The organism is Sphingomonas sp. P2_B6, from assembly GCF_056404755.1.
The window spans coordinates 33,731-59,151 of sequence record NZ_JBFUDK010000023.1 but is presented as its reverse complement, the minus strand read 5'-3'; the positions used below and the strand labels follow the sequence as shown (position 1 = coordinate 59,151).

General features: G+C 66.6%; 23 protein-coding genes. 13 read left to right on the top strand and 10 right to left on the bottom strand.

From position 1 onward, the window contains the following. Positions 1 to 51 precede the first annotated feature (51 nt). From AC1DX5_RS22780 to AC1DX5_RS22760, 5 genes are all read right to left on the bottom strand, one after another. Complete coding sequence (locus AC1DX5_RS22780) at positions 52 to 1,002, bottom strand: IS3 family transposase (RefSeq protein WP_478017497.1); 951 nt, start codon at positions 1,000 to 1,002, stop codon at positions 52 to 54. After that, positions 950 to 1,150, bottom strand: coding sequence for a helix-turn-helix domain-containing protein (locus tag AC1DX5_RS22775; protein WP_478017495.1), 201 nt, complete (start codon positions 1,148 to 1,150; stop codon positions 950 to 952). Before AC1DX5_RS22775 ends, AC1DX5_RS22780 begins: the two co-directional genes overlap by 53 nt. 265 nt (positions 1,151 to 1,415) lie before the next feature. Beyond that, the gene (locus AC1DX5_RS22770; protein ID WP_465169737.1) at positions 1,416 to 2,387 is read right to left on the bottom strand and encodes a hypothetical protein; all 972 of its coding nucleotides are present in this window, start codon (positions 2,385 to 2,387) and stop codon (positions 1,416 to 1,418) included. 431 nt (positions 2,388 to 2,818) lie between these two features. Continuing rightward, positions 2,819 to 3,016, bottom strand: coding sequence for a hypothetical protein (locus AC1DX5_RS22765; protein ID WP_478017493.1), 198 nt, complete (start codon positions 3,014 to 3,016; stop codon positions 2,819 to 2,821). After that, positions 3,013 to 4,131: a hypothetical protein gene (locus AC1DX5_RS22760; protein WP_478017491.1), complete on the bottom strand. Its 1,119-nt coding sequence runs from the start codon at positions 4,129 to 4,131 to the stop codon at positions 3,013 to 3,015. Before AC1DX5_RS22760 ends, AC1DX5_RS22765 begins: the two co-directional genes overlap by 4 nt. Before the next feature lie 232 nt (positions 4,132 to 4,363). Between AC1DX5_RS22760 and AC1DX5_RS22755 the strand changes: the two genes are divergently transcribed. From AC1DX5_RS22755 to AC1DX5_RS22730, 6 genes are all read left to right on the top strand, one after another. Continuing rightward, a complete protein-coding gene (locus AC1DX5_RS22755) occupies positions 4,364 to 5,230 on the top strand; it encodes a DUF1444 domain-containing protein (RefSeq protein WP_478017489.1) in 867 nt (288 codons plus the stop codon). A gap of 319 nt (positions 5,231 to 5,549) precedes the next feature. Continuing rightward, the gene (locus AC1DX5_RS22750) at positions 5,550 to 6,260 is read left to right on the top strand and encodes a DUF2490 domain-containing protein (protein ID WP_478017488.1); all 711 of its coding nucleotides are present in this window, start codon (positions 5,550 to 5,552) and stop codon (positions 6,258 to 6,260) included. 126 nt (positions 6,261 to 6,386) lie between these two features. Then, entirely contained in the window at positions 6,387 to 7,022 is a 636-nt protein-coding gene (locus tag AC1DX5_RS22745; protein ID WP_478017487.1) for a 2OG-Fe(II) oxygenase, read from the top strand. 146 nt (positions 7,023 to 7,168) lie between these two features. Further along, the gene (locus AC1DX5_RS22740; RefSeq protein ID WP_465174148.1) at positions 7,169 to 7,453 is read left to right on the top strand and encodes a PqqD family protein; all 285 of its coding nucleotides are present in this window, start codon (positions 7,169 to 7,171) and stop codon (positions 7,451 to 7,453) included. Beyond that, positions 7,443 to 8,387, top strand: a complete 945-nt coding sequence (locus tag AC1DX5_RS22735; RefSeq protein ID WP_465169731.1) for an HPr kinase/phosphorylase — start codon at positions 7,443 to 7,445, stop codon at positions 8,385 to 8,387. The genes AC1DX5_RS22740 and AC1DX5_RS22735 overlap by 11 nt, the downstream gene beginning before the upstream one ends. Beyond that, positions 8,384 to 9,220, top strand: coding sequence for a sulfotransferase domain-containing protein (locus tag AC1DX5_RS22730; protein ID WP_478017486.1), 837 nt, complete (start codon positions 8,384 to 8,386; stop codon positions 9,218 to 9,220). Before AC1DX5_RS22735 ends, AC1DX5_RS22730 begins: the two co-directional genes overlap by 4 nt. Before the next feature lie 247 nt (positions 9,221 to 9,467). Here the strand turns inward: AC1DX5_RS22730 and AC1DX5_RS22725 are convergent, their stop codons facing one another. The 4 genes from AC1DX5_RS22725 to AC1DX5_RS22710 form a co-directional block, all read right to left on the bottom strand. Then, positions 9,468 to 11,318: an asparagine synthetase B family protein gene (locus tag AC1DX5_RS22725; protein ID WP_478017485.1), complete on the bottom strand. Its 1,851-nt coding sequence runs from the start codon at positions 11,316 to 11,318 to the stop codon at positions 9,468 to 9,470. Between the two features lie 73 nt (positions 11,319 to 11,391). After that, a complete protein-coding gene (locus tag AC1DX5_RS22720; protein ID WP_478017484.1) occupies positions 11,392 to 12,753 on the bottom strand; it encodes a PepSY-associated TM helix domain-containing protein in 1,362 nt (453 codons plus the stop codon). Further along, positions 12,750 to 13,325 carry a hypothetical protein gene (locus AC1DX5_RS22715; protein WP_478017483.1) on the bottom strand — a complete coding sequence of 192 codons (576 nt, stop codon included), beginning with the start codon at positions 13,323 to 13,325 and terminating at the stop codon, positions 12,750 to 12,752. Before AC1DX5_RS22715 ends, AC1DX5_RS22720 begins: the two co-directional genes overlap by 4 nt. Beyond that, positions 13,325 to 15,466, bottom strand: a complete 2,142-nt coding sequence (locus tag AC1DX5_RS22710; RefSeq protein WP_478017482.1) for a TonB-dependent siderophore receptor — start codon at positions 15,464 to 15,466, stop codon at positions 13,325 to 13,327. Before AC1DX5_RS22710 ends, AC1DX5_RS22715 begins: the two co-directional genes overlap by 1 nt. 235 nt (positions 15,467 to 15,701) lie before the next feature. Between AC1DX5_RS22710 and AC1DX5_RS22705 the strand changes: the two genes are divergently transcribed. The 7 genes from AC1DX5_RS22705 (at position 15,702) to AC1DX5_RS22675 (ending at position 23,699) form a co-directional block, all read left to right on the top strand. Continuing rightward, entirely contained in the window at positions 15,702 to 17,225 is a 1,524-nt protein-coding gene (locus AC1DX5_RS22705; protein WP_478017481.1) for a carboxylesterase/lipase family protein, read from the top strand. 86 nt (positions 17,226 to 17,311) lie between these two features. Beyond that, complete coding sequence (locus AC1DX5_RS22700; protein ID WP_465174140.1) at positions 17,312 to 18,664, top strand: MFS transporter; 1,353 nt, start codon at positions 17,312 to 17,314, stop codon at positions 18,662 to 18,664. 12 nt (positions 18,665 to 18,676) lie between these two features. Further along, positions 18,677 to 19,333: an ureidoglycolate lyase gene (locus tag AC1DX5_RS22695; protein ID WP_478017480.1), complete on the top strand. Its 657-nt coding sequence runs from the start codon at positions 18,677 to 18,679 to the stop codon at positions 19,331 to 19,333. 343 nt (positions 19,334 to 19,676) lie between these two features. Continuing rightward, on the top strand, positions 19,677 to 20,852 hold the full coding sequence (locus AC1DX5_RS22690; RefSeq protein ID WP_465169722.1) for an alpha/beta hydrolase-fold protein: 1,176 nt from the start codon (positions 19,677 to 19,679) through the stop codon (positions 20,850 to 20,852). 126 nt (positions 20,853 to 20,978) lie between these two features. Beyond that, positions 20,979 to 21,767, top strand: a complete 789-nt coding sequence (locus tag AC1DX5_RS22685; protein WP_478017479.1) for an alpha-amylase family protein — start codon at positions 20,979 to 20,981, stop codon at positions 21,765 to 21,767. Between the two features lie 18 nt (positions 21,768 to 21,785). After that, a complete protein-coding gene (locus tag AC1DX5_RS22680; protein ID WP_478017501.1) occupies positions 21,786 to 22,877 on the top strand; it encodes an NPCBM/NEW2 domain-containing protein in 1,092 nt (363 codons plus the stop codon). 132 nt (positions 22,878 to 23,009) lie between these two features. Further along, positions 23,010 to 23,699: an HPP family protein gene (locus tag AC1DX5_RS22675; RefSeq protein WP_478017499.1), complete on the top strand. Its 690-nt coding sequence runs from the start codon at positions 23,010 to 23,012 to the stop codon at positions 23,697 to 23,699. Positions 23,700 to 23,710: 11 nt separating this feature from the next. Here AC1DX5_RS22675 and AC1DX5_RS22670 read toward each other — a convergent pair whose 3' ends face one another. Then, positions 23,711 to 25,420 carry an alpha-keto acid decarboxylase family protein gene (locus tag AC1DX5_RS22670; protein ID WP_478017478.1) on the bottom strand — a complete coding sequence of 570 codons (1,710 nt, stop codon included), beginning with the start codon at positions 25,418 to 25,420 and terminating at the stop codon, positions 23,711 to 23,713. Position 25,421: the final 1 nt, after the last annotated feature.

The window sequence follows — 25,421 nt, the reverse complement described above, 5'->3', positions numbered from 1 at the left end:
TGGAGTGCACCCCAGTGTTGAGACACGATAATTAGGGACAGCGCGTTGCTGTCATGGCGAGGGGCTGCTGCGCAGCACCCCTGGCGACATTTCTTCATACTCGTCCGGTGACAGATAGGCCAAGGCGGAGTGCAGGCGCTGACGGTTGTAGACCTGCTCGATGAAGGCGCCGATCTCGGCCCTGGCATGCGCGAGATCGCGGTAGTCTGCGCCGTTTACCTGCTCCTGCTTCAGCGTCTTCATGAAGCTCTCGGCCATCGCATTGTCATACGGGCAGGCGATCCGGCTCATGCTGGGCAGGATACCGACGGCCTCCAGACGGGCGATGTAATCGCCACACGCGTACTGAACGCCGCGGTCGGAGTGGTGGACCAGCGCACCCGATACGACCGGGCGCCGCTCCAGCGCCATCGCAAGCGCATCGAGCGCCAGCTCCGCGCGCAGGTGATCCGCCATTGCCCAGCCGACCACCTTGCGACTGAACGCATCGAGGATCACCGCGAGATAGACGAACGCCTCGGCCAGGCGGACATAGGTGATGTCCGCCACCCACAGCTGATTGACGGCGGTGGGCATCAGATGACGCGCCAGGTTGGGCCACACCCGCCAGCCATGGCGCGAGTCTGTGGTGGCCGGCCGGAACAGTGGCTTCCTCAGGCACAGCAGGTTGTCCTCCCGCATCAGGCGAAGCACGCGCTTGTGGTTGATGACCCAGTCATCGCGCCTGAGCAGCGCTACGATCCGGCGATAGCCGTAATGCCGGTGCGTGATGCAAAGGCGTTGCAGCCGATCGCGCAGCGCCGTCTCCTCGACCTTGGGGGCGCTATCGTGCCAACGCCGATAGAAAGCGGCCCGGCTCACCAGAGAGAGCCGGCACAACTGCTCCACCGACAGCATCGATCCACAGCCTTGCAGACCTGTCATCGCCTGAATCTGGGCGATGACCCCGTCACGCCATTGCCGGGCGGCCGGGGCCATCGCGTAGCGCTTCTTCGCCACCATCGCGAACCGCATCACGCCAACGGTACAGGATCGTCCGCTTGATCCCCAACTCGCGCGATAGCGCCGTCCCGCTCTCGCCCGCCGCCATGCGAGCGACCACCTCCAGCTTGAACGCTCGGCCAAATCTTCGTCGAACAATCTTGGACATCAAACCCTCCTCCAAAAGGGCTGTCCCTAATTTTACTGTCTCAATCTAGGGGTGCACTCCAGCGGCGATATGAAGCGCGCCCAGTTAAGTGAAGAGCCACTGGAAGCGCTAATTAGTAAACTGGCACCGTAATTCCTGTAATGCGGGATCGTGCAGCGAGGATGATATCTGCTGCGAAAGTCGATTCAGCTGCCCGGTGAGGTAAGTAAGTGGACTGTCACCGGGTTCCCCCATGTAATTCCGTAACGCGACGATCCCCCGCAGATCAACGCAGCGGCAACGTGCCGGTGAATGTACCGTCGTTACCGCTGTTGCCGTTCAAGCGATTGTTGCCATAGGAATAAATGACACCGCCGCCTGACGCATTCACGCCGCCGCCATTGTTGTTGATGTTGGAATTGTTGACCAATATACCGGCCAGCGTGCCGGCTGCGGTTATGCCGAAGGTTTGACTACCCGCGACCACGACGCCGTCGAGCGAAATAGTCGAAAAGGCGGCGGTCCCGTTGCTGGTGCGGACACCCGTCTGTCCGCTGTTGGTGATATTGGTATCCTTCAGGGCGATGAAGATCGAACCGGTGGTGCTGCTGCCGACCGCCAGAATGCCAAAGCTGGCGTTGCTGAACTGGCTGCGCGATACGTTGGCGCGAACCGAAGCCGCGCCCGTCGGGAAAACGTTGATCGCCCCGTATCCTCCGACGTTGCCGACATTTAAGATCGTGGTGTTGTCGACCGTGAGCTTGGAACTGGCTGCAGGCGAGAAATCGATCCCGGCCCGGGCAAAGTTGCGGATCACCGTGTTGCGCACGATCAGCGAGCCGCCGGCAATAAAATCGATACCGTTAAGGCCGACGCCAGCACCGTCGATTTCGAGGCCATCGATGATGACCACGTCGCTTGCCCCGGCATTGATGATGATGCCCGCCGTACCTGTAGACAAGATGCCGCCGTTGCCGAGTCCGGTGCAATAGATCGTGATTGATTTGGTGATGGTGACGGCGCCGAACCCACCGGGATCAAGGCAGTTGATCTCGCCGCTGACGGCAGTATTGCTGATTGCGCCTGCGAAGGTCTTGCACGGTGCCGTGCGGCTGCATGGGTTCGCATCGTCACCGACGCCCGACACCCAGGTTCGGGTAGCCTGCGCAGAAGCGGGTGCCGCGGCGGCGATGCTCGCCAGGAGGAGCGCCATACCCAGCGCCAGCCAACGAGATAAGCGATTACCCAGAATAGCCATGGTACCCCCTGGAAGAGTCGTGTGTTGACCATAGGTCTCATAGATCCAACAAAGTGGCAACTCTTGATTGATGCATGTCGTGCCAGTGAAATTCCGGAACAACGGTGAGAGCTTCCATTGGGTAAATTGTGGTCCGGTCTTTGTCAGCATGTGGTTGCTGACACCAATCTCGGGTGTCTAGGTGGCGCCGCACGTACTCCACCCGGGAAATACCTTGCTTGTTCCGGAGGGCGATGGACGTTTGACGTCTCGGGGGGGGCATCGTGAACTCGTTTTCGTAAGTCGCCAACCACAAGGAAAGTCACGATGAGTGAGCGGCGTCACGCCACGCGACTTGGCAGCGCCCCGCGACGATCGCGTTAGAATTTCTCCGCGGGTTCCGGTGACAGACCACTCAATTGACCGAAGCGCGCGGTCGTGCTTGCGCGCTCTTAGATACCTGCGCCGCCACCGGCATTCGCAGCCGCGCGCGGCTCGCCCAAAGTTCGCACGATCAGCACCGCCAGCATCGGAATAAGCACCGCGTAGATATATTGCGTCCGCGAGACCCCGATGCCGAACGGAAACCAGATGCCCGGCACGCCGATCGGGTCCAGCAACTCGCCGCCGAAGAAGGCGAGGGTGGTCAATGCCAGAGCGATGATGGCGTGCTCCGCATCGGCCCGCGCAGGGCGATGCGCGCGCCGATGACGACGAAGAGCGCGATCGATCCGAGGCGGCTGGCGCTTGTCACGCTCGTCGCGTGCGTCACGGCAGCGACGATCTGGGCGGCCGCGAGCGCGAGCGCCGTCACATCGATGATGCGCCATGGACGCTCGCACCAGCGATTCCACGCCAGCGCCCAGGCGGCCACCGTCGGTATCCACATGAACGTCGCCAGCCACGCGTAGGTGGGCAGGTCCATCAGGTCGGTCCAGGCAGTGATCGCGTTGTTGAGGCGGCGGGCCCCCGTCAATACGAGTGCGATGGCGGCAAAGAGCAGGAAGCCCCGGAAATGGCCGCGCCTCCGGCACCAGAGCGCCAGTCCGGCCAGCAGGAACATCGCCAGCGGCTCGATCGCGTCGACGATATAACCGGCGATCGTCCGCTCCCATTGCGCGCGGTGAAGCCCGTCGCTGACCGGTCGGGGCGCGAGGATGGGCGGGCTGTGCAGGCCGCCGGCTTCGGCACTGGGCGTGGAGCCGGGCAGCATGAGGGTGCGGACGGCGAGTACGCCGCGCGTGCCTGCCGCATCGGCCGGAAGGGCAAAGCGCATCGGTCGCGTGCCGACGACCCTCGGAGGCGGGCCGAGCCTGCCCGAGCCGCCCAGCAGCTTGCCGTTCCAATAAAGTTCGTATCCGTCCTCGACGAGCGTCGGCCCGAGCATGTCCCATGAGGCGCGCCCGGCCGGCACGGTCACCACACGCCGGTACCAGGCGTAGCCGGTATAGCCCGGATGGCCGTGCGCCATCCAGCCGCCGACATAGTCGGGCAGGCCGACATCGCCGTCATGGCTGCCGGGCGTGGCGGTCAGGTCGATCGTTTCCCAATCGCTGTCGTCCGTTTTGGCGTCTGCCCAGTGCGGATCGCCACCGATGTGGAATCGCCAGGAGCCGTCGAGCAGCGTTGCCGCAGCGCGCAGCGACGGCGGATCGGGCCGGCCGCCGCGCGCCAGATCGGCGATCACGACGGCCCAGGCCAGCAGGGTCGCCAGGGCGACCCAGACGAACAGCGTGCGTCGCGTGGCGTCGATCGGTCTTTGCATGGCGCGGGCAGGTTAGGGGCGGAACGGGCGGGCACGCAACCGGTGCCGGGCGAGCGGGCCATTTGGGCATTCGAGCGTCGGGCACGCCTGTCCCAGCTACCCCATCGAAGGGACCGCCACCGAGTTCGGTGGCGTCAAAGCGCTTCGTATCGACCTGTGCCGGCAGTAGAACCGATTGCTTACCGGCAGATGAGTCGTCGGGTAGGGCGATCATGTGGGTACGGGGGCGAGCATGCGGACAATCGGAACGGCAACGTTATTCGCGATCGTGACGCTGGCAAGTGCCTCCGCGACCGCTGCAAAGGCCCAAACCCTGCGCGACGAAACGATCGCCACGATCAAGGCCGCGTTGCCGAGCGCTGAAATAACGACGCCCGACCCGCTGACCATCAAGATCAAACCGCCCGCCGGCGAAGAGATGCAGATCAACCTCGATCGCATCCAGCACTTTTGCGACATCAACAGCGCTGCGGACTGCGCGATGGAGAAACAGCATTTCCTGGGCGGGATCGCCGAGGCCCTGACGATGGAGGAGGCGATCAAGCCGGCGCAGCTCCGGCTGCTCATTCGCTCCAGCGACTATGCCGCGGCCTATGCCAGGGAAATCGGCGATGCCGCAGAAGGGACCAACGGCAAGGCGGACCCGCCCATTGCCAGACCCTTTGCCGAGGGCGTCTCGGTGATTCTCGGCGCGGATTACCCGAATACGACCAAGATCTCCGGTCATGCCCAGTTGAAGGAACTTGGGCTCGGCGAGGACGACGCCATCGCCCTGGCCACGCGACAGGTGCTGGCAACCCTGCCCAAGCTGCCCGAGCCCGGCGAGGTCGAGGGCAAGCTGCTGGTGGTGGCGGGAATCGACTATGGGGCGAGCATGATGCTCGAACCCGAGCGGTGGCGGGCGCTGGCGCTTGCCACCGGCGGACGGCTGTTCGTCGCCATTCCGTCCGACGACAATGTGCTGATCGGCACCGTCGCGCCGGGCAAGGACCTGCGGAAGATCGAAAAATTGGTGGCGGAGAGCTTCGCGACGGCGGGGCGGGGGATATCGGCCTATGTGTACCGGTGGTCGCCGCAGGGGTGGGTGGTGGCAAAGTAAGGGGTAATTTTACGCGTAGCGCCGGCGTGTCAGGCCTGTTGGAAGCGCGTCAGATGGGAAGCCGTGACGCGCCTGCTTCCGGCAACCGCCGGTATCCACCCCGCTCGCGGGAGCACCGGCGGATGACAGGCGGATGGGGTGCGGCTAGTGTCCCGAACCGGCGGTTCGTTTACCTGCCGTCATGCTGAACGCGTTTCAGCATCCAACGCTCCACAAGCGGCGGCATTGGTCGTTGCGCCTTGGATGCTGAAACCAGTTCAGCATGACGGACTTACATATGTATCGAACTGCCTTCGGATTCAGGACATCAGGATCGTTTATGCCCAGCCGTTCCCGACGCCCGGCCCTGCGCCGCCTGCTTCCCGCTTTGCCGCTCGCGCTGGCCTCGACGCCGGCGCGCGCGCAGCAGGAGGACGAGCAGGTCTGGCTGCAGGTCAACACCAATGTGCCGCTCGCGAACCGGGTGCGCGTCACGCTCGAGCAGATCGCGCGGTTCAGCGACCGGCAGGATGGGTTGTACCAGACCGAATTCGGCGCCCTGCTCGGCTATCGCGTGTCGAAGAAGATCGAGCTGGGGTTCGGCTATCGCTGGGTCGGGGCGCATAACGGCAATAGCGGTGCTGACGAGAACCGGCTGCGCCAGCAGATGGTGGGGACGTTCGGGCCGGTCACCACGCGTTTCCGGGTCGACGAGCGGTTCAACCCGCGGGGTAGCGAGGTGGGTTTCCGCATCCGTCCGCTGATCCGCTACAATCACGAGGTCGGCGACAAGGGCGTCGCGCTGTTCGCCAGCCATGAGAGCTTCTTCCTGCCCAACAGCACCAGCTGGGGGCAGCGCAGCGGTTATGAGCGGATGCGCAATATCGTGGGGGTCACCCTGCCGCTGGGGCGGGCGGTGACGACCGATATCGGGTATCTCAACCAATATCGTCCGGGCCGCAGCGGCGCCCGCGCGCAGATGGACCATGCGCTGAACCTGCAGCTGACGATCAACCTGCGCGATTTTGCCGGGGCGCACATCAACGACTGACGGGCGCGCGACATTATTTCGGCCGACGTGACGCTTGTGGAGCGTTGGGTGCTGAAACGAGTTCAGCATGACGGCAGTTTTGTAGTGGAAGACCTTCAGTTCCAGGCCGCTAACGGCTAGGGGCATGTGCCTGTGTTCGCGTCCAATCCCCTTCAGGACATTCCGCCGCATCGCCGGGTGGCGCGGTTTTTCGGCGAGGCGGTCGTCGAGCGGCTGCTCGCGCATGTCGCGGCGCGGGAAGGCGATTTCGAGACGACCCGGCTGAGCGAGCAACGCGTCGACCGGTCGATCCGCGCGTCGCGCCTGTTGCGCGATTTCGGCGATCTCCGGGCCGAGGTGGAGGCGCGTTTCCGGGGCCTCCTGGAAGAGGCGGTGCGCGACCTGGCCTTGCCGCCGATCCGGCTGGATTCGCTGGAGCTGGAGCTGGTGCAGCATGGCGACGGCGCCTTTTACCGCGAGCATATCGACACCGCGACCGACCGGCCCGGATCGGCGACGGCACGCGTGCTGGCGGCGGTCCATTATTTCCACCGCCAGCCACAGGGCTTTTCGGGCGGCGCGCTGCGGCTGCATGCCATGGCGCCGGGCCCGGACGGGCGGCGCGCCTTTGCCGATATCGCGCCCGATCGCGACCTGCTGCTGCTGTTTCCGGCCTGGGCACCGCATGAGGTGCGGCCGGTATCCTGCCCGTCCGGCGCGTTCCTCGACAGCCGTTTCGCGATCAATTGCTGGTATCGCCATCGCTGGGAGAATGGTCGCTGACGCGCAGGTCGCCTGACCCCGTCGCGCGTCGTGTCGCCCGAAAAATCCGTGCCTTGGGTTGCCATCGCGGGAGAAGTATTTGATTGCGCGGGACAAGCCCCGTCGCGGGTTGTTCCTGTACCCCGACGAGCGAGGTCCCGATCCAGATGTCCGATGTTCTGAAGCTCACCGACCGGGTGGCGCAGGGGCGCAAGCAGCTGGCGACCGAGGCGGGCGGCACCATCCTGATGATGAGCGTCGACAATGGCGTCTATTGCGGGCTCGACGCGATCGGCAGCGACATCTGGCGCCGTCTCGACCAGCCCATGACGATCGACGCGCTGTGCGACGCGCTGGCCGCCGATTACCGCGCCGATCGCGCCCTGATCGCCGCCGATGTCCTCGAATTGCTGTCGTCGCTGCACGCCCGGGGGCTGATCGATGTCGTCTGACGCCGGGGCGATGCCGGCCGACAGGTTCCTGTGCGGCTGGCGCGTGCGCACCCGCATCGCCATGCCCGAGCTCGCGCCCTGGACGGGAGACGATCGCCAGCCCGACCTGCTGATCCATAGCGGGACGATTCCGCCGCGGCTGGCGGAGGCTGAGGACGTCTCGCCCCTGCTGCAGGTCAATGCCGAGCGGCAGGCGCGCCTCTCGATCGAGGGAGTCGCGACCTATTGGCTGCGGAGCGATCATGAGATCGTGATCGATCCCGAGATCGACGTGGACAGCCCCGATGTGCGGACCTTTCTGTTCGGCACGATGCTGGGCCTGTTGTGCCACCGCCGCGGCCTGTTCCCGCTGCACGCGTCGTGCGTGGTGGTCGCGGGCAGGGCGATCGCGATCTCGGGCTTCTCCGGCGCGGGCAAATCGACGCTTGCCGCCGCCCTGGTCCGGCGCGGGCACCGGCTCGTCTCCGACGATGTCTGCGCGATCGATGCCGGCGCGGCGGGCGGGCCGGTCGTGCGCCCCGCCTTTCCGCGCGTGAAATTGTGGCAGGATTCGCTCGAGGCGATGCGCATCGCCGCCGACGGGCTCCACGCCAACCGCTTCGGGCAGAACAAATATTATCTGCGGTTCAGCGATCCAGCCGACTTCCAGGCGACCCCGGTCCCGCTGGAATCGGTCTATCTGCTTCAGACGCTCGCCGCGCCGATCGCGGGCCGCGCGGAGATCATGCGCCTGGCGGTCCCGCAAGCGGCGATGGGGCTGCACGAACAGGTCTATCGCAAGCGGACGGCGCTGCGCTGGGGGCGCGCGGCCGAGCTGTTCGCCGCGGTCGGGCAGATCGTCGGCGCGACCGCCGTCCACCGCCTGACGCGCGGCCCCGATCTGACCGGGCTCGACCCGCTGGTGCGGCGGATCGAGGCGCATGTCGCGGCATGAGCGGGGTCGGCCTGATCGCGTCCTATCCGCGATCGGGCAATACCTGGGTGCGCGCGGTGCTGACGGCGCTGGTGCGCGGGGACGGCGCGCTCGATCTCAACGCCCTTGAAGGCCCGATCGCGGCCGACCGCGCCTTCATCGACGATGCGCTGGAGATCGAGACTTCCGACCTGCTGCCCGACGAGGAACGCCGTCTGCGCCCGATCGCGTACCGGGCCGGGCTTCCCGCGGGCAGGCGCGCCTTTCCGATCAAGACTCACGACGCCTGGCTGCCGGCGGCGGGCGCGGCGGAACCGCCCTTTCCCCGCGAGCGGATCGACCGGGTCGTCCTGATCGTGCGCGATCCGCGCGACGTGGTGGTGTCGTTCGCGCGCTATTTCGGGTTCACGATCGACGAGGCGATCGATGCGATGGCTCATCCGCGCTTTTCGCTCGGCACGAGCAGGACGGGACTGCGGCCGCAGGTCTCGCAGCTCGTGTCGAGCTGGAGCGGGCACGCGGCGAGCTGGCTCGGCTCTGGCCTGCCGCTCACGCTCATCCGCTATGAGGATCTGGTCGCCGCGCCGGTTAAGGGGTTCGCGGCGATTGCCGGAGCGTTCGGTCATGCGGCCGATCCGGCGCGCCTGGCGGTGGCGATCGACGCGGCGCGGCTGGACCGGCTCGCCGCCGCCGAGGCGCGTAATGGGTTTCGCGAATCCTCGCCGCATGCGCCCAACCGCTTCTTCGGCCCGGGCACGCCGGGCGGGTGGTCCGGCACGCTGACCCCCGCCCAGGCGGCGCGGATCGTCCGTGATCACGGCGCGATGATGCGCGAATTGCGGTTTATCCATTGAAAACGGGCGTTAACGCCGCGGACACGGCTGTACAGCATGCGACACGTCCGCTACCGGTGACGAGCATCGGAAGATACAGGGGTAAAGCGTGCAGAAACCTCAAGAAGCAGCAGAGACGAAGCCCGCTGCGGCGGAAGCCCCACTCAGCGACTGGCACAAGCCCGTCGCCACCTTCGTTGAGGCCAGCAGCGCCGAAAACGCCCCGGGTTCCACCCCGGACGCGGGCGTGGATTACTCCTGATCCGGATCAGTCGTTTCCGCCTTCGAATTGGCGCAGGAAACGGCCCGTCGCCACGCCGCGCATGAGCGCCAGCCGGTAGCTGCGCATGACGTGCAGGCTATGCCAGCCAGTCTCGGGCCAGCTGTCCAGCAGGCCGCGCAGGCGCGGCAGATCGAGACTGGCGCTGGCCAGCGGGCTGCGCTCCAGCCGGTCGAGTTCGGCCGCGATCTGAGCCCGTTCCGCATTGAGCGTCAGCGCCCAGTCGGCGCCCTGCAATCCCCGGCGGCGTTCGAGCCGGATCTGATCGGGCAGAATCCCCGCCATCGCGCGCCGGACGAGCGAGCGGCTTTCGCCGTGCAGCAGATATTGCTCGGGCGGGATGGCTAGGCAGAATTCGACGAGCCGGCGATCCGCCATCGGATCGCGCTGGACGAAGCCGAAGCGCCGCCGCTCCGCGCGGAACAGCATGCCCGGATCGACCCGGCCGAGCACGGCCATGCGCGCCGCCCGGCTGGTGGCGTCATGGCCGACATTGCCGGCGACCCTCTCGGCTTCGTCGAGTACGCCCAGATCGTCGGCGAAGCTGGTGCGCAGCGCCGAGAAATCGCGCAGCCGCTCCTCCGGCCGGCCGATCAGCCGCCGGGTTCGCTGGCGCAGCCGCCGGGGCAGCGCGGGCAGGATCACGCGACCGGCGAGCGTGCGCCAGCCATGGCCGGCGCGGTGCAGCGCTGCCATGTGCCGCCCGAGCGCGATCCACCGGCCGCGCCGCGCGAGATCCGTGAGCGATCCGAAGCCGTCATAGCTGATCGACATATTGCCCTTGCCGGCGCTCAGCATCACGGTGACGCCGCGCTGCTTTGCCGCATGGCCGATCGCTTCGACCCAGGCCTGGTTGACCGGCACCAGCGGCGGCATGCCCGCGGTGCCGGAGACGCGATCGAAGGTGTCGAACAGCGGTCCGGTCCGGTTGGGCACCAGGACATGATCGATATTGGGACAGGCCTGGACGAGGCGCGCCGCGAGCGGCCCTTCGTTCCAGAGGTGATCGCGATCGGAGCCGCCGTCGAATCCGGCAACGGGCACCGCGGTGAAGCTGGTCAGCCTGAGTCCCCGTTCGGCCAGCTGGCGCGCTGCGAGCGCGGTGACGCTCGAACTGTCGAGGCCCGCGCTCAACTGGCTGCCCACCGTGTCGACCCCGGCGATCCGGCATCGGATCGCCTCGTCCAGCAGTGCGCGGGCTGCTTCGGCATAATCGGCGTCGCGGGCCAGCCTGACGGGCGGCAGCTCTTCCGGCTTCCACGTCCGCACCTGCCGGACCCCAACCTCGTCGAGGATCGCGACATGGCCGGGCAGCACGCGATCGATCCCGCGATAGGCGGTGCCGGGCTCGTCCTGCGGCAGCAGCGCCAGCCAGCGCGCGACCCAGCGCTGGTCGATCTCCCGCGCCACCTCTGGCAGCGCCAGCAGGCCCTGCGGTTCGGTCGCGAACAGGATGGAACGCCCGTCGCGCCAGAAATGCAGCGGCTCCGCGCCGAACGGATCGCGCGCGAGCAGCAGGCGCCGCGTCGCGCCGTCCCAGATCGCGCAGGCGAAATCGCCGATCAGCTGTGCCGGAAAGTCAGCGCCCCAGCGCCGATAGGCCTGGATCGCGATCGCGGCGGCGGAGCGGCCCTGGAGACCATCCGCCTGATCGAGACGGCCGTGGAAGAGCGCGACGACAGGGCCCTCGACCGCGATCTCGCCATCGTCACACGCGCCGAGGAGGATATCGGTCTCGCGGTGGAGGCGGGCTTTGCCCGGGCCCAGCGCCATTGCCCGGAGCGATCGGGCGATATCGGGCATGTCGCCGACGAAATGGAATGCGCCGGCAATCGTCACGACAAAGCCCCTGGATGAGCGGCCGCGGCTAGCATGGCGGCCCGGGCCGGTCACTAAAGATTGCGCGGCGCGGTCAGGCGGTGGTGACGAAGCCCGCAATCGCCAGCCCCGAGCCCAGCAGCAGCGCCGCCGCGAGCGACCGGCTGAGCAGTTTCTCCAGCTTCCCCGGCGCGGGCATGAACCAGGCCGCGACGAGCAGCGCGGCGGTGGCGAGCCAATAGGTCGCGACGAGCGGCACGCCGTTGCCGGCGAGCTTGCGCAGGATGAAGGTCGCGGCGAGGATCAGCGGCGAGCCCCAGACCACGGCATCCCACATCGCGCGCAGGCGCGGTTCGTCGATGCCGCGGCGGCGGCGCTTGCCGAGCCAGATATAGCTGCCGGTCGCGCAGATTCCGGTCAGCGCCAGGCCGAGGATGAAATAGACGATCTTGACCGGCAGGCCGCCGAAATTGCCGAAATGGAGATTATAGGTCGAGGCCGAGGCCTGCTGGCCGAGCGCGCCGTCGGACAGGCCCGCGGTGCCGAGGAAGCGGCCGCGCCCGTCGAAATTATAATATTCGCCGAAGACCAGCCGGCGCTCGGGCGTGCCGAGGATCTGGATGTGCTGACCGGCGGTCAGCGGATCGTGCAGGGTGGCATAGGTGAGGCGCAGGCCGGGGTGGTGGACCTTCATGTAACCGAGCGCGGTCGCAACATCGGGCACGGGCGCGGCCTTCTTGTCGGGCTTGCCTTCGGCGCCGAAGATCGGGGCGTAGACGGCGAGGAGATCACCGCGATAGCTGAGCTGCGCCACGCCATAAGCAGTGACGCTGGCCAGGCCGATCAGCGCGCCGGTGAGCGCGATCGCGACGGTGAAGGGCAGGGTCCAGACGCTCAGCCGGTTGTGCCAGTCGGCGAGGCCGAGGCCGTTCGCATCACGGGCGCGCAGGCGGAAGGCATCGCGGAAGATGCGCGGATGGGCGATGACGCCGGACAGCGCCAGCGCGAGCATCATCACGCCGAGGATGCCGACGATGGTGATGCCGACCACGCCGGGGATGTTCAGGATATAATGGAGCTCGACGAGGAAATCGGACCAGGCAATCTCCTCCTTGCCCGCGATCGTGCCGCTGGCGTCGAGATGCGCCGCTTGGGTGTCGGTGGTGATGGTGGCGCGGGGCAGGGATTCGACCGGCAGGTGGACATAGAGATGCGTGGTGCGCGGCTTGCCCGCTTCGCTGGCCAGCACCGCCGCGACGCCGCGCTGGACGGCCTGGGGATCGATCGCGGCCATTTCCGGCGCGTTGGGCTGCTCGATGCGCTGCCATTCCTCGTAGAAGACCGCGAGCGTGCCGGTGAGGCTGACGATATAGAGCAGCATGCCGGCGAGCAGGCCGATCGCGGCATGGGCGGAGAGGGCGCGCTTGACCGTGGAGCTTTCGGGCGCGACCGTCATGCCGCCACTCCGGCGACGACCGCCAGCACGCCGGGCACGGCGCACAGCGCAAGCAGGCGCCATTGCCGCGCGCGGCGCTCCTCCATCAGCAGGGCGAAGGCGAGAAGGGTCCAGGCGAGCGGCATGACGAAGAAACTCGCGACATTGGCATTGGCGTCGCCCGCGCCGGACCAGGCGACCAGGCCACGCGCCGCGACGGCGAGGCCGACCGAGACGATCATCGCGACGAGGACGACGATCGCGAAGGTGCCGATCCGGCGCCCGATCCGCCAGGGCTCGCCGCCTTCGGGCAGCGCGCCGGCGCGGCGGTTGGAGGCCTTGGCGGTGGTGGCCGGCGCAGTGGCGGCTGCGTAGGCGAGGAACAGCAAAGCCGCCGCCATGCCGAACAGCGAGGCGATGGCCGCGCCCCAGGCGCCGGCGCTGAGCCAGCCCAGCACCGCGCCGAGCGCGAACAGGCCCCAGCCCAGGCTGTTCCAGGCCCGCGAGCGCCGGGGCAGCGACCAGGCGAAGCGCAGCGCGGCGCTGCCGCCCGCCGCGCTGGCGCTCGCCGCGATGAGAAGCGCGTCCGCCATCAGAAGCGGTAGGTCGCGCCGAGGGTGAAGCTGCGCGGCGCGCCGTAGCGATACTGGCTGTAGAAGCCGATCTGGCTGTAATAGGTCTTGTCGAGCAGATTCTCGATATTGGCCTGGAGCTGCAGCTTCTCGGTGAGCGCGTAGCGCGCCATCAGGCTGACCAGCGCATAGCCGTCCTGCTGGAAGCGGAAGGCGGCGTTGGTGACCGGGTTGGCGCCGGTCGAATAGGCCTTGCTGCGATAATTGACGCCGCCGCCGACCGTCAGGCCGCTCAGCGCGCCGGGCAGGGTGTAGGTGGTGAACAGCTTGACCAGCGTGCGCGGCTGATCGGTGTTGATCGGCCCGCCATTCTCGTCCTCGATCTTGAAATGGCTGAGGCCGAAATTGACATTCCAGCCAGGCAGGGGCTTGCCGGTGACTTCGAGCTCGAAGCCCTGGCTGACCGTATTGTCGGCCTCGCGGTAATAATTCTGCGGCAGGCCGCCGGGCGGCGTGGCGATCCCGAGAAGGACCGCCAGATTATCCTGCTCGATACGGAACAGCGCGAGCGAGGTCTGCAGCGCTTCGTTGAAGAAGGCGCTCTTCAGGCCGATTTCATAGGCCTTGCCGTCGAGCGGGGCGAGCTGCCGGAAATTGACGTCCAGCGCGTTCTGCGGCTGGAAGATCTTGGTGTAGCTCGCATAGAGCCGGTGGTTCGAAGTCACGTCATAGAGCGCGCCGACATAGGGGATGAACACATTGTCGTCACCGTAATTGCTGGTGATGCCGAAGGAGAAGCCGGTCTGTTTCCAGCTCGACAGGCGGCCGCCGCCGATCAGCTTGAGCCGGTCGCTGACGTTGAGGCGGAGTGCACCGTAGTAGCCGGTCTGCTCGACACGTTCCTTGACGTCCAGCGAGCCGGTGGTCGAGAAACCGGGATAGGGATAGGCGCTGCCGCCGAGCGTGGCGAAATCCGTGCCGGGCAGGAAGGCGAGTGCGGCATAGGTCGTGTCGTCGCGATTCTGCACGCTGTGTAGCGCGCCCAGCACCAGCTCATGATCGCGGCCGAACAGGCTGATCCGGCCCTTCACCTGCGCGTCGAAGCTGTTCTGGATGCTCTTGCCCTTGTCCTTGTAGGGATAGCCGAACTGGATATCCCCGGTCGCCTTGTCGACCAGGCCGGAAAGGTAGAGCAGCTCGGTGGACTGCGAATTCTTGATCCGGTTGTAATTGGCGGTCACGCTCCAGCCGCCGCCGAAATCATGGCTCAGGGTGGCGAAGATGTTCTGGTTGACGGTGTCCCAGAAGGTCCAGGGCGCCGCGGGCGTATGCGAGCGCGGCCATACCGCGAAGCTGCCGTCGGTGTAGAAGCTGGGCAGGGCGCCCCAGGTCGGCGCATCCGGCCGACCTTCCTGGTGGCTGATGCCGGCGCGTAGCAGGGTGTTGTCGGTGATGTCGGCATCGACCACGCCGTAGAGGACGAACTTCTGGTTCTTGTAGAGATCGATATAGCTTTCGCCCTCTTCGTAGCGACCGACCGCGCGGACGCGGATGCGGCCGTCCGAGGTGAGCGCGCCTCCGACATCGCCCGAGACGCGCCAGGTGTTCCAGCTGCCATAGCTGGCATTGGCGTAGCCGGTCCAATCGGTGCCATCAGCGTGCTTGCGGACCAGGTTGACCGAGGCGGATGGATCGCCCGCGCCGCTGAGCAGGCCGGTCGCGCCGCGGACGATCTCGACGCGGTCGTAGATCGACACATCGGCCATGGTCTCGCCCGCGCCGCCGGCGAGCGTCCAGGCGGTCGGCACGCCATCGACCTGATAGTTCCGGATCTCGAAGCCGCGCGCGTAGAAGCTGTTGCGGACATCGTCGACTTCATTGACCGTCACGCCCACGCCGTTCTGGATCACGTCGGCGACGGTGGTCAGATTCTGGTCGAGGATGCGCTGCGCTGTGATGATGCTGACCGATTGCGGCGTCTCGCGCACCGTCAGGCCGAGGCCGGTCGCCGTGTCGATCTTGTTGGGCAAGGTATAGGTGCCGTTGACGACGATATCGTCGCCTGGGTCGGCCCTGTCATCCGTGGTCTGCGCGGCTGCGGGGATGGCCAGTGCGAAGAGCGAGCCGCCGAGCAGCAGTGATGCGGTGCGTGTCAAAACCATGTCCCCAATATGTGCGCGCGAACCCGGCGCGCCGCCGCGGTTCGTTCGATCCTCGAATCACGCGGTTGCTAGTGCAACTGAGAAGCGATCGCAATAACAATCGTGCCGGTGCGGGAGGTGGCGGCGATCGCGATAATAAGGGGACCGTCGCCGCGCGCCGGACAAAGCGTCACATATCTCGCATAAGGCTCGCCGGACATTCGGGGAGACGGTGATGGCGATATGGCGGACCTTCATGACGGCCCTGGCCCTTTGCACCGGCGTCTTCATGGCCAGCCCGGCGATGGCCCGCGCTGCCACGGCGCCGACGATCGTCACGACAAAGGCCGGCCGCGTCGAGGGTGTGGCGGTCGAGAACGGCATCCTCGCCTTCAAGGGCATTCCCTTCGCCCAGCCGCCGCTGGGCGCGCTGCGCTGGCGCGCGCCGCTGCCGGCGCTGCCGTGGCGGGGTGTGCGAAAGGCGGCCGCGCCCGGCCCCGCCTGTCCGCAGCACAATCCGGAAACGGGTGGCTATGGCCCCGATCCGGTGCAGAGCGAGGATTGCCTGACCCTCAATATCTGGAAGCCGCGCGCCGCCGCCGGTCCCCTTCCGGTGATGGTGTGGATCTATGGCGGGTCCTTCGTGCGCGGCGATGGCGCCAATGCCATGGTCGACGGCGCGAGGCTGGCCGGCAACGGCGTGATCGTGGTGACGTTCAACTACCGGCTGGGGCGGCTGGGATGGTTCGCCCATCCGGCACTGACCCGCGAGGCGGCTGTCACCGGCAATTTCGGGATGATGGACCAGATTGCCGCGCTGACCTGGGTGCGCGACAATATCGCGGCCTTTGGGGGCGATCCCGCCAATGTCACCATTTTCGGTGAATCCGCCGGCGCCATGTCGGTGAATCTGCTGATGGTCTCGCCGTCGGCGCGGGGCCTGTTCGCCAAGGCGATCACGCAGTCCGGACTGGGACGAATCGACACCAAATCGCTCGCTGCCGCCGAAACGCAGGGCGACGCCTTTTCCAGGGCAACGGGCGCGGCGGACATGGCCGCGCTCCGCGCGCTGCCGCTCGAGACGATCTTGGCGGGACAATCCGCGCCGACCGCGAGCGACGCCAGGCCGGGGCCGATCGTCGACGGCGTGCTGGTTCCGGGGAATGTCGACCGCGCCTTTGCCGAGGGCAGGCAGGCCCCGGTTCCCTGGCTGATCGGCTCCAATGATTATGAGGCCGATCTCTTCCCGGCGCTGCTCGAGCATCCGGACGTCACGGTCTTTCCGCTGATCCCCGAACCGGCGCGCCCGTTGGCGATGAGTCTGTTCGATCCGGGCAGGACCGGGGACGAAAAGGTCGTCGCCGCCAATCTGATGACCGATTATGTCTTCACCGAGCCGGCCCGCTTTCTCGCCGCCGCGCAGGCGCGGCTGGGCCAGCCGGTCTATCGCTATTTCTTCACCTATGTGCCGCACGATTATCGCAGCGCCACGCCGGGCGCGGGGCACGGCGCGGAGATCCAGTTCGTGTTCGGCAATCTGGGGACCTTCCCCTGGTCCAGCAGCACCTATGTGCCGTTCGACCGGCGCATCGCCGCGGACATGGGCCGGTACTGGACCAATTTCGCTAGGACCGGGAATCCCGGTGGGCAGGGCCTCGCGGCCTGGCCGATGGACCGGGGCGACCAGGTGCTGGTGGTCGACGCAGCGGGCGAGCATGCCGAAACAGGGCTGCGCAAGCCGCGCCTCGACCTGCTGGCGGCGGGCGCGAGCGTGAAATAGCGGCGTTCGGCGGAAAGCTCTCCCGCGAAAATCCGCCGACCGTCACATATCCATTACGGAGTCGTTCTATTGCGCCAGGAGCGGGCATGCCGCCGGCGATGATGGGTGATGTGAATGACCGCAGGATCATGACGACGACCATCGAGTCCGTGACGCTGAACAAGGTCGGCGCACGCGTGATCCCCTTCCTTGCCCTACTCTATTTCGCCGCGTTCATCGATCGTTCGAACGTCAGTTTCGCGGCCGAGGGCATGAACCGCGATCTGGGCTTCTCGGCCTATGTCTATGGGCTGGGCGCCGGCATCTTCTTCATCGGCTATGTCCTGTTCGAGGTGCCCAGCAACCTGATCCTGCACCGGGTCGGGGCGCGACGCTGGATCGCCCGGATCGCGATCACCTGGGCGCTCGTCGCCGTCGCCATGGTCTTCGTGAAAAGCGCGACGAGCTTCTACATCGTCCGATTCCTGCTGGGCGTGGCGGAAGCGGGATTTTTCCCCGGCGTCATCTATTACCTCACGCAGTGGGTGCCAGCGTCGCAACGGGCGCGGCTGATCGGCCTGTTCATGACCGCTATTCCGATCTCGACCGCGCTGGGCGGGCCGATTTCCGGCGCCATCCTCAGCCTGGACGGCGCCTTTGGGCTGGCCGGATGGCAGTGGCTGTTCCTGCTGGAGACGATTCCGTCGCTGCTGCTGGGCGTCGCGACGCTTTTCTATCTGACGGACGCGCCGGCGCAGGCAACCTGGCTCAACGCCGAGGAGAAGGAATGGCTCGTCCGCACCCTCGCGGCCGAGGCATCCGAGCGTGAGGCGCGCTACGGCTCCGGCTTCCTGCGCATGCTGACCGACCCGCGCACGCTCCTTTTGTGCCTCGCCTATTTCGGGGTCGAGATCGGGCTGTACGGCGTCATCCTCTGGCTCCCCCAGATCTTTCGGTCGACCGGCATTCCCGTGTCGATGGTGGGTTATGCCGTGGCCATTCCCTATGGGCTCGCCGCGATCGGCATGGTGCTGTGGTGCCGTCATTCCGACCGGACCAACGAGCGGGTACTGCATATCGCGGCGGCGTCGGTCGTCGGTTTCCTCGGCCTCGCGGCAAGTGCCTTCCTTCCCGACGCGCCGCTCCTGTCGGTGGCGGCCATCACCGTCGGCGCCGTCGGCACGCTCGCGATCCTGCCGATTTTCTGGACCTTGCCAGCGGCGCGGCTGAGCGGCCCGGCGGCGGCGGGCGGTATCGCCCTGATCAACGCCGTCGGCAATATCGGCGGCTTTGCCGGCCCCTTCGTAATCGGCTGGATCAGGGACTCGACCGGGGACTTCACCTATGGCCTGCTGGTGGTCGCGGGCGGCGTGCTGCTGACCGGGATCGTCATATGGCTGATGGGCCATGATTCAGCGGCGGAACGGGCGGGCGCCGAGCCCGCCGCCGCCGCGGCATAGACAGGAGGCGAGATGAACTTCGACCCGGGCGAGATCGCCTATGTTCCGACCACGGGCGTCCGAAAGGTCCATGAGACGCCGCTGCTGATGGCCACCGACGAAAGCCTGAAGGGTTATGGTTGCCTGGTCGACGAGCCCGCAAGCTTTCCCATCGAGATCGTGCGCTGGCCGGCCCAGGGCTGGCGGCCGGTGGACGCGAATTCGGGCGACCAGGGCGGCGTCACCGAGGGACTGTTCGAATTCTGGTGGAAGGGCGAAACGCTCTACGCCCGCAACAATGCGGTGGGCGACAGCTATCTTTTCGGCTGGAGCAACTGGCCCGAAGAGGCGACGTCGGAGGGCACGGGCGGCGCGCGCGACCGGGCGCTCATCTGGCGCGCCAATTATCATCCCGATGGCGGGCAGCTTTTCTATCCCCTGAACGGACAGAGCTTCGTGGTGCCGCTTGCCCTGCCCGGCGACGATGTCACGCCGGACAAGTTCACCACCTTCCGCTCGGACGGGCGGGGCCTCTATATCCATCCGGGCGTCTGGCACGGCGCCTTCGTGCCGATCGACGATCATGGCGAATTCCTGGACCGCCAGGGCCGGGTCCATGCCCGTGTCTCGGTCGATTTCGTGAAGGAATTCGGTTGCTATCTGTCCGCTCCGCTGACGAGCCCGCGCTGACGGGCGGCCGCCGGAGGGGCGGTCAGGCCGAGCCGGGGATGTTCGCGGTGGCCGCACGAGGTGTGATGGTCGCATATGGATCGGCGAAGGTCATGGCGATCGAGCCCGAGGGTGTCGATCAATAGGCTCGCTGACCRTTTATCGGCCTTCGCTCGCCCCTGTGAACGACAGGCAAGCGACCATTTGATTGCGCCGCGATAAGTCTGACAAGTTGGCAGCAGCGTCGCTGGATCGGCCGTATTTCGGCTGCGCGGCCTCTTGCAGCGTTGCCGATGTCTTGCAATAAGTCCGAGTAATAAGAGCAACGCGGGCCTCAAGACCGCGACATTCCTGGGAGGATCGTTTGAAAAGAGCTGCAGCCATATTGTTTGCCGCGATTGCCGCCGTCGGATCGGCGTCGGCGCAAACCGCCGCGCCGGCGATCGTCGAGGATTTCAAGCCGTCTTCCGTAAACCAGCCGGGGCAACAATATCCGCAGGTCAATTCGCAGGGTTATGTCCGCTTTCGCGTCACGGCGCCCGATGCACAGGCCGTCAAGGTGAGCCTAGGGCTGGGCGGCCGCGGCGGCACCGTGCTGACCAAGGGCGCCGACGGCACCTGGACCGGCACCACCGAGGGGCCGCTCGACGAGGGATTCCATTATTATCATCTGACTGTCGACGGCGGTACGTTCAACGACCCGGGGACGCTGAACTTCTACGGCTCGACGCGGTGGGAGAGCGGCGTGGAGGTTCCGGCGCACGACGCGGATTTCTATGCGCTGAAGGACGTGCCGCACGGCCGGGTGGAGCAGGTGCTGTTTCCGTCCGCCAGTACCGGCACGCAACGCCGCGCCTTTGTCTACACCCCGCCGGGATATGACCAGAACCAGCGCGCGCGCTATCCGGTCTTGTATCTGCAGCATGGCTGGGGTGAGGACGAGACCGCCTGGTCCAACCAGGGCCATGCCAATCTGATCATGGATAATCTGATCGCCGCCGGCAAGGCGAAGCCGTTCATCATCGTGATGACCTATGGCATGACCAACAACGTGCGCCCGGGCAGCCCCGGCGGTCTCGCCAGTTTCGACATCAAGCCGTTCCAGACGGTACTGGTCAAGGAACTGATCCCCTATGTCGATACGCACTTCCGCACGCTGGCCGATCAGCGCCAGCGCGCGATGGCGGGCCTGTCGATGGGCGGTTTCGAAACCAAGCTGATCGCGCCGAAGAATCTCGATACATTCGCCTATATCGGCCTGCTGAGCGGTGGGACGGTCTCGGTCGACGACGTCAACAGCACCCCGGGGTACAAGGACAAGATCAAGCTGACCTTCGTCAGCTTCGGCAGTCGCGAACTCGAAGGCCGGGGTATGGCCGGGCCTCCGGGTGTGCCCCGCGCCGACCCGCGGGCGAACGCAGAGGCGCTGAAGGCCGCCGGGATCAACAGCGTCTTCTATGTGTCGCCCAATACGGGACACGAATTCCTGTCCTGGCGGCGCAGCCTGTACGAAATGGCCCCGCTGCTGTTCCGGAACTGAAAGAGCGGGCCGGCCGTGAGCCCATAGGCGCGGCACCTGCCGCGGCCTGGTTGGGTGGTTTCGGCCGGCCCTGATGATCCCTGCGCGCGGTTCAATGCGCCGGACGCGAACGAGATGGAGAGAGCGATGAAGAAACTGCTGACCGCGGGGCTGATGGCCGCGCTCTCCGGATCGTCGCTGTCCGCCGCTCCGCCCGATCCGCTGGCACCGACCGGGCGCTGGTCGGGCTATACCGCCGGGCGGGCCGCGCTGCCGCCGATGGGGTGGAGCACGTGGAACGCCTTCGCCACCGCCATCGACGAGGACAAGATCATCGGGTCGGCGCAGCAGATCGTCGATAGCGGTCTGGCGGCCAAGGGCTATCGCTACATCAATATCGACGATGGCTGGGCGCTGAAGCGTCGGATGCCGGATGGCCATATGATCATCCGCACCGACAAGTTTCCATCAGCGCAGGTGGGCGGCGACACCCCCAGTTTCAGGCCGTTCACCGATCGGCTCCATGCGATGGGCCTGAAGGCGGGCATCTATTCCGATCTGGGTCGGAACACCTGTTCCGAAGCCTGGTCGCCGACCGACGACGATCTGCCCAAGGGCAATGTCCTGGAACGCGAGGTCGGTCTTTACGGGCGCATCGATCAGGATATCGCGCTCTATTTCGCCAAATGGGGCTTCGACTTCATCAAGGTCGATGGCTGCGGCCTGCGCGATTATGCGCCCGACAATGACCGGGTGCGCTCCGGCAAGTTCCGCGCGCTGGGGCCGATCCTGGATTCCGGCGCGGTGACGCGCACCGACATTCCCGCGATTCAGGCACTGTTCCGGCAGATCAACGCGGCGCTGTCACGCGAGAATCCGGACGGCGACTATCTGTTGTCGCTGTGCATCTGGGGCGCCGCGAACGTGCGCGCCTAGGGCAAGGATTATGGCGGGATTTCGCGCACCAGCGACGACATCTCGCCGGCCTGGGGAAGGCTGCTGGTCAATTACGACACGGCGGTGACGCGGTCGCTCTATGCCCATCCCGGATCCTGGAACGATCCCGACATGCTGCACATCGGCGCGGGCGACTTCGACGCGGATCACCTGACCGAGGCGCGATCGCATTTCGCGCTCTGGGCGATGCTCAACGCCCCGCTGATGATCGGCACCGACCTGCGCAAGACGCCCAAGGCGCTGCTCGACATCTTCGGCAATGCCGACATCATCGCGCTCGATCAGGACCCCGCCGGCAACCAGGCGACGCTGGCCTATGATTCCAGCGACCTGCAGATCCTGGTGAAGACGCTGGCGTCGGGCGACAAGGCGCTCGCGATCTTCAACCGAGGCTCGGGCGACTATGACGTCGATCTGAGCGCGGCGCATCTCAGGTTCAGCGACGCAGCGCCGGTCGAACTGACCGATTTGTGGAGCAAGCGGCGGACCAGCTTCACCGGCAAGACCAGGCTGCGCGTCAAGCCGCGCGAGACGCTGATCTTCCGCGCCAAGGGCCTTCGTACACTGCAGGGGGGCTATTATCTGTCGGAACAGCCGGGCAGCGTGAACCCGGCGATCGACGGCGTCGTCCGCCCGACCGTCGACCCCACGATCTTCCGCACGGCGGCGGGATGGGCGGGCACCAACGGCGCCGGCGACAGGCCCACCTATGCCGGCTGGGGCGGCGCGCGCGCCGACAGCGCGCCTTATGGGCAGGTGCTCCACGTCGCGGGAAAGCCGTTCGACGCAGGCATCGGGGTTCTCGCAAACTCACGGCTGGAGGTGCGGAATAGCCGCGCGCGGCGCTTCACCGCGATGGTCGGCGTGGACGATAGCGCGACGGACAAGACCCACCTCGTCACCTTCGCCGTCTATGGCGACGGCAAGCTGCTCGCCACCAGCCAGCCGCTGAAATGGGGCACGGCGGCGCGGCCGCTCTCGGTGCCGGTTGTCGGCGTGAAGCTGATCGAACTGGTCGCGCGCAGCAGCGGCGCGGACAACCATCGGCTGCCCGTCACCTGGGGAGAAGCAGCGCTGATGGAGCGCTGACACGACGGGCGTGCCGGCGTGGGGGGAGGGTACCTGTCGTCGCGGTGCACCCGGATAGAATATCTGCGTAGCAAAATCGCGCGCCGTCGAGGAGAGAGCGCCCGTCCTGCCGCATTCGGAGCGTCGATGAGTATCAGTTTTTTCAGGCCGTTGCTGGCGGGCGCCCGTCTTGGCGACAGGGTCGTCGCCAGTGTCGGCGCAACCATCTGCATCGCCCTGACGATCGTCGTCTGTGCGCAGTTTCCGATGGCGCCCCACAATCTGCCGATCATCCTGGCGCCGCTCGGCGCCTCCGCGGTGCTGGTGTTCGCGGTGCCGTCCAGCCCGCTGGCCCAGCCCTGGCCGGTGGCGGGCGGCAATACGCTTTCCGCGCTGGTCGGGGTGGCCGCGTTCCACGCCATCCCGGAGCCGACGATCGCCGCCGGCGTCGCGGTCGGCGCGGCGATCCTGGCCATGTCGCTGTGCCGCTGCCTCCACCCGCCGGGCGGCGCCGTGGCGCTGACCGCGGTCATCGGCACGCAGGACATTCATGCGTCGGGGCTGGCGTTCGCCTTCGCGCCCGTGGCGCTCAATTCGATCGCGCTGGTTTCGCTCGGGATGTTCTTCCACCGCGTGTCCGGCCACAGCTATCCGCATGTCGCCCTCCCGATCGGGCCGCCGCTCCAGGCGTCTGGTCTCCATCTCGAGGATATCGACCGGGCACTGGCCGACCTGCCCGACAGCTTCGACATCAGCCGCGAGGATCTCGACGTGCTTCTGTCCCGCGCCGAAGTCCACGCGATCGAGCGCCGCACGGCGCAGGCCGCGCGGAGTCCGCGCTAAGCCTCCGACCCTTATTCCTCAAGGCTATGATATTTCCGCAGGACCGGCGGCGGCGCGGCCAGCCGGGCGAGCTGGGGCGCGAGATCCTTGGGCGGGATCACCACCTCGACCAGCGCGGGCACGTCCGTCAGCCCGCCGATTTCGGCCAGCGCGGTGGCGAGCTGGTCGGTGGTCTTCACGCGGTAGCCTTTGGCACCGAACGCCTTGGCCAGCGCGAGATAGTCCCAGTCGGGCAGCACGTCGAAGGGCGCGAACTCGCCTTCCGGCGTGAAGGCCTTGATGTCGACGAATGCCTGTTCGATCGCATAGCCCTGGTTGCTCATCACGAACACCACGGCGGGGACCTTGGCCCGGGCGAGGCTCGATATCTCCTGGCAGATCATCATGAAGCCGCCGTCGCCGGCGATCACCCAGGGGCGCTTGCCCGAGGCCAGCGCCACGCCGAGCGCGCAGCCGGTTTCGTGGCCGAGCGAGCCCCAGGCGGCCTGCGCGACGAAGCTGTCGCGCGGCAGGCCCATGAGGTTGCCCCAGACATAGAGCGAGGTGCTCTCGCCCAGGATGAGCACGCTCTCGTCGATCAGCTTCTCGTGTTTCAGCCAGCGGGAGAACTGGCGGTAGAAGACATTGTAGGTGAGACCGTGGCCCGCGCCCTTCTCCGCGGCTTCGTCCGTGTCTTCGGGGACGTCGGGCGCCTCGAAGCTGCGCGGGAAGGCGTCGTCTTCCTCGAAACGGGCGACCAAAGCCGCCAGGAAATCGGCCAGCGTGATCTGCGCGAAATAATCGATGCCGACGCGGGTATCCTCGTCGTTGCACGACACCATGTCGGCATAGCGCGCGGCCATGATGTCGAGATAATCGTCGGTGATGATCGCCCCCAGCGCAATCGGGCAATCGCAGGCGCCCATGATCGTGCGCGTCAGCGCGGGCGAGGCCGGGCCGGCATAGGTGCCGATGAACTGGGCTTGCGCCTCGTCCAGCACGGTCTTGCCGAGGCTGGTGGTAGTGAAGGGCAGGCCGCTGACATCGACCAGTTTCTGCGCGAGCTCCTGCAGGCCGAAGCGCTGGATCTCGACGCCGAACCACAGCACCGGCTGCTCGGCGCTGAGAATGCGGCCCCAGGTCGCGGCGATCGCCTTTGCAAGATAGGTCGCGTTGCTGGTCTGCGGCACCGGGCAGAGCGTGCCAACGGGCTCGGCGCAGGGCTGAGTCCAGACATTCTGCAGCACTTCGAGATAGATCGGGCGGCGGAAGGTGAGCATCGCGGTGATCGCGCGGTCGATCTGGCCCGGGGCGAAATCGGGATCGACGATGATCTCCGACGCGACGGTGACATGGGCGTAGAGCTTCGCGTTGACGTCGAGGTCGCCGGTCGAATGGTGGAACAGGATCTGCTGCTGGCGTTCGAGCAGGCGGTTGTTGTTGGACGGGCCGGCCGAGATGATCGCGACCGGCACGCGCTCGACCCAGGAGCCGGCGGCGCAGTTGAGCGCGCTCATCGTGCCGACGCCGTACTGCACGCAGGCAGCACCGATGCCCTTGAAGCGGGCATAGCCGTCCGCGGCATAGCCCGAGCCGAGTTCGTTAATGTTGGGCACGCGCTCGATCGCGGGATCGTCGTCGAGCGCGTCGAGGAAGGGCGAGGCATAATCGCCGGGGACGGCGAAGGCATGGCTGAGACCGGCCTGTTTCAGGCGCTCGAGGATATAGTCGGCGACGTTCATT

What these genes read in the sequence shown, in the direction of transcription:
- AC1DX5_RS22780 (WP_478017497.1), bottom strand. Translation starts at nt 1,002, where the DNA reads ATGGTGGCGAAGAAGCGCTACGCGATGGCCCCGGCCGCCCGGCAATGG.
- AC1DX5_RS22775 (WP_478017495.1), bottom strand. Translation starts at nt 1,150, where the DNA reads ATGTCCAAGATTGTTCGACGAAGATTTGGCCGAGCGTTCAAGCTGGAG.
- AC1DX5_RS22770 (WP_465169737.1), bottom strand. Translation starts at nt 2,387, where the DNA reads ATGGCTATTCTGGGTAATCGCTTATCTCGTTGGCTGGCGCTGGGTATG.
- AC1DX5_RS22760 (WP_478017491.1), bottom strand. Translation starts at nt 4,131, where the DNA reads ATGCAAAGACCGATCGACGCCACGCGACGCACGCTGTTCGTCTGGGTC.
- AC1DX5_RS22755 (WP_478017489.1), top strand. Translation starts at nt 4,364, where the DNA reads ATGCGGACAATCGGAACGGCAACGTTATTCGCGATCGTGACGCTGGCA.
- AC1DX5_RS22750 (WP_478017488.1), top strand. Translation starts at nt 5,550, where the DNA reads ATGCCCAGCCGTTCCCGACGCCCGGCCCTGCGCCGCCTGCTTCCCGCT.
- AC1DX5_RS22740 (WP_465174148.1), top strand. Translation starts at nt 7,169, where the DNA reads ATGTCCGATGTTCTGAAGCTCACCGACCGGGTGGCGCAGGGGCGCAAG.
- AC1DX5_RS22735 (WP_465169731.1), top strand. Translation starts at nt 7,443, where the DNA reads ATGTCGTCTGACGCCGGGGCGATGCCGGCCGACAGGTTCCTGTGCGGC.
- AC1DX5_RS22730 (WP_478017486.1), top strand. Translation starts at nt 8,384, where the DNA reads ATGAGCGGGGTCGGCCTGATCGCGTCCTATCCGCGATCGGGCAATACC.
- AC1DX5_RS22720 (WP_478017484.1), bottom strand. Translation starts at nt 12,753, where the DNA reads ATGACGGTCGCGCCCGAAAGCTCCACGGTCAAGCGCGCCCTCTCCGCC.
- AC1DX5_RS22715 (WP_478017483.1), bottom strand. Translation starts at nt 13,325, where the DNA reads ATGGCGGACGCGCTTCTCATCGCGGCGAGCGCCAGCGCGGCGGGCGGC.
- AC1DX5_RS22710 (WP_478017482.1), bottom strand. Translation starts at nt 15,466, where the DNA reads ATGGTTTTGACACGCACCGCATCACTGCTGCTCGGCGGCTCGCTCTTC.
- AC1DX5_RS22705 (WP_478017481.1), top strand. Translation starts at nt 15,702, where the DNA reads ATGACGGCCCTGGCCCTTTGCACCGGCGTCTTCATGGCCAGCCCGGCG.
- AC1DX5_RS22700 (WP_465174140.1), top strand. Translation starts at nt 17,312, where the DNA reads ATGCCGCCGGCGATGATGGGTGATGTGAATGACCGCAGGATCATGACG.
- AC1DX5_RS22695 (WP_478017480.1), top strand. Translation starts at nt 18,677, where the DNA reads ATGAACTTCGACCCGGGCGAGATCGCCTATGTTCCGACCACGGGCGTC.
- AC1DX5_RS22685 (WP_478017479.1), top strand. Translation starts at nt 20,979, where the DNA reads ATGAAGAAACTGCTGACCGCGGGGCTGATGGCCGCGCTCTCCGGATCG.
- AC1DX5_RS22670 (WP_478017478.1), bottom strand. Translation starts at nt 25,420, where the DNA reads ATGAACGTCGCCGACTATATCCTCGAGCGCCTGAAACAGGCCGGTCTC.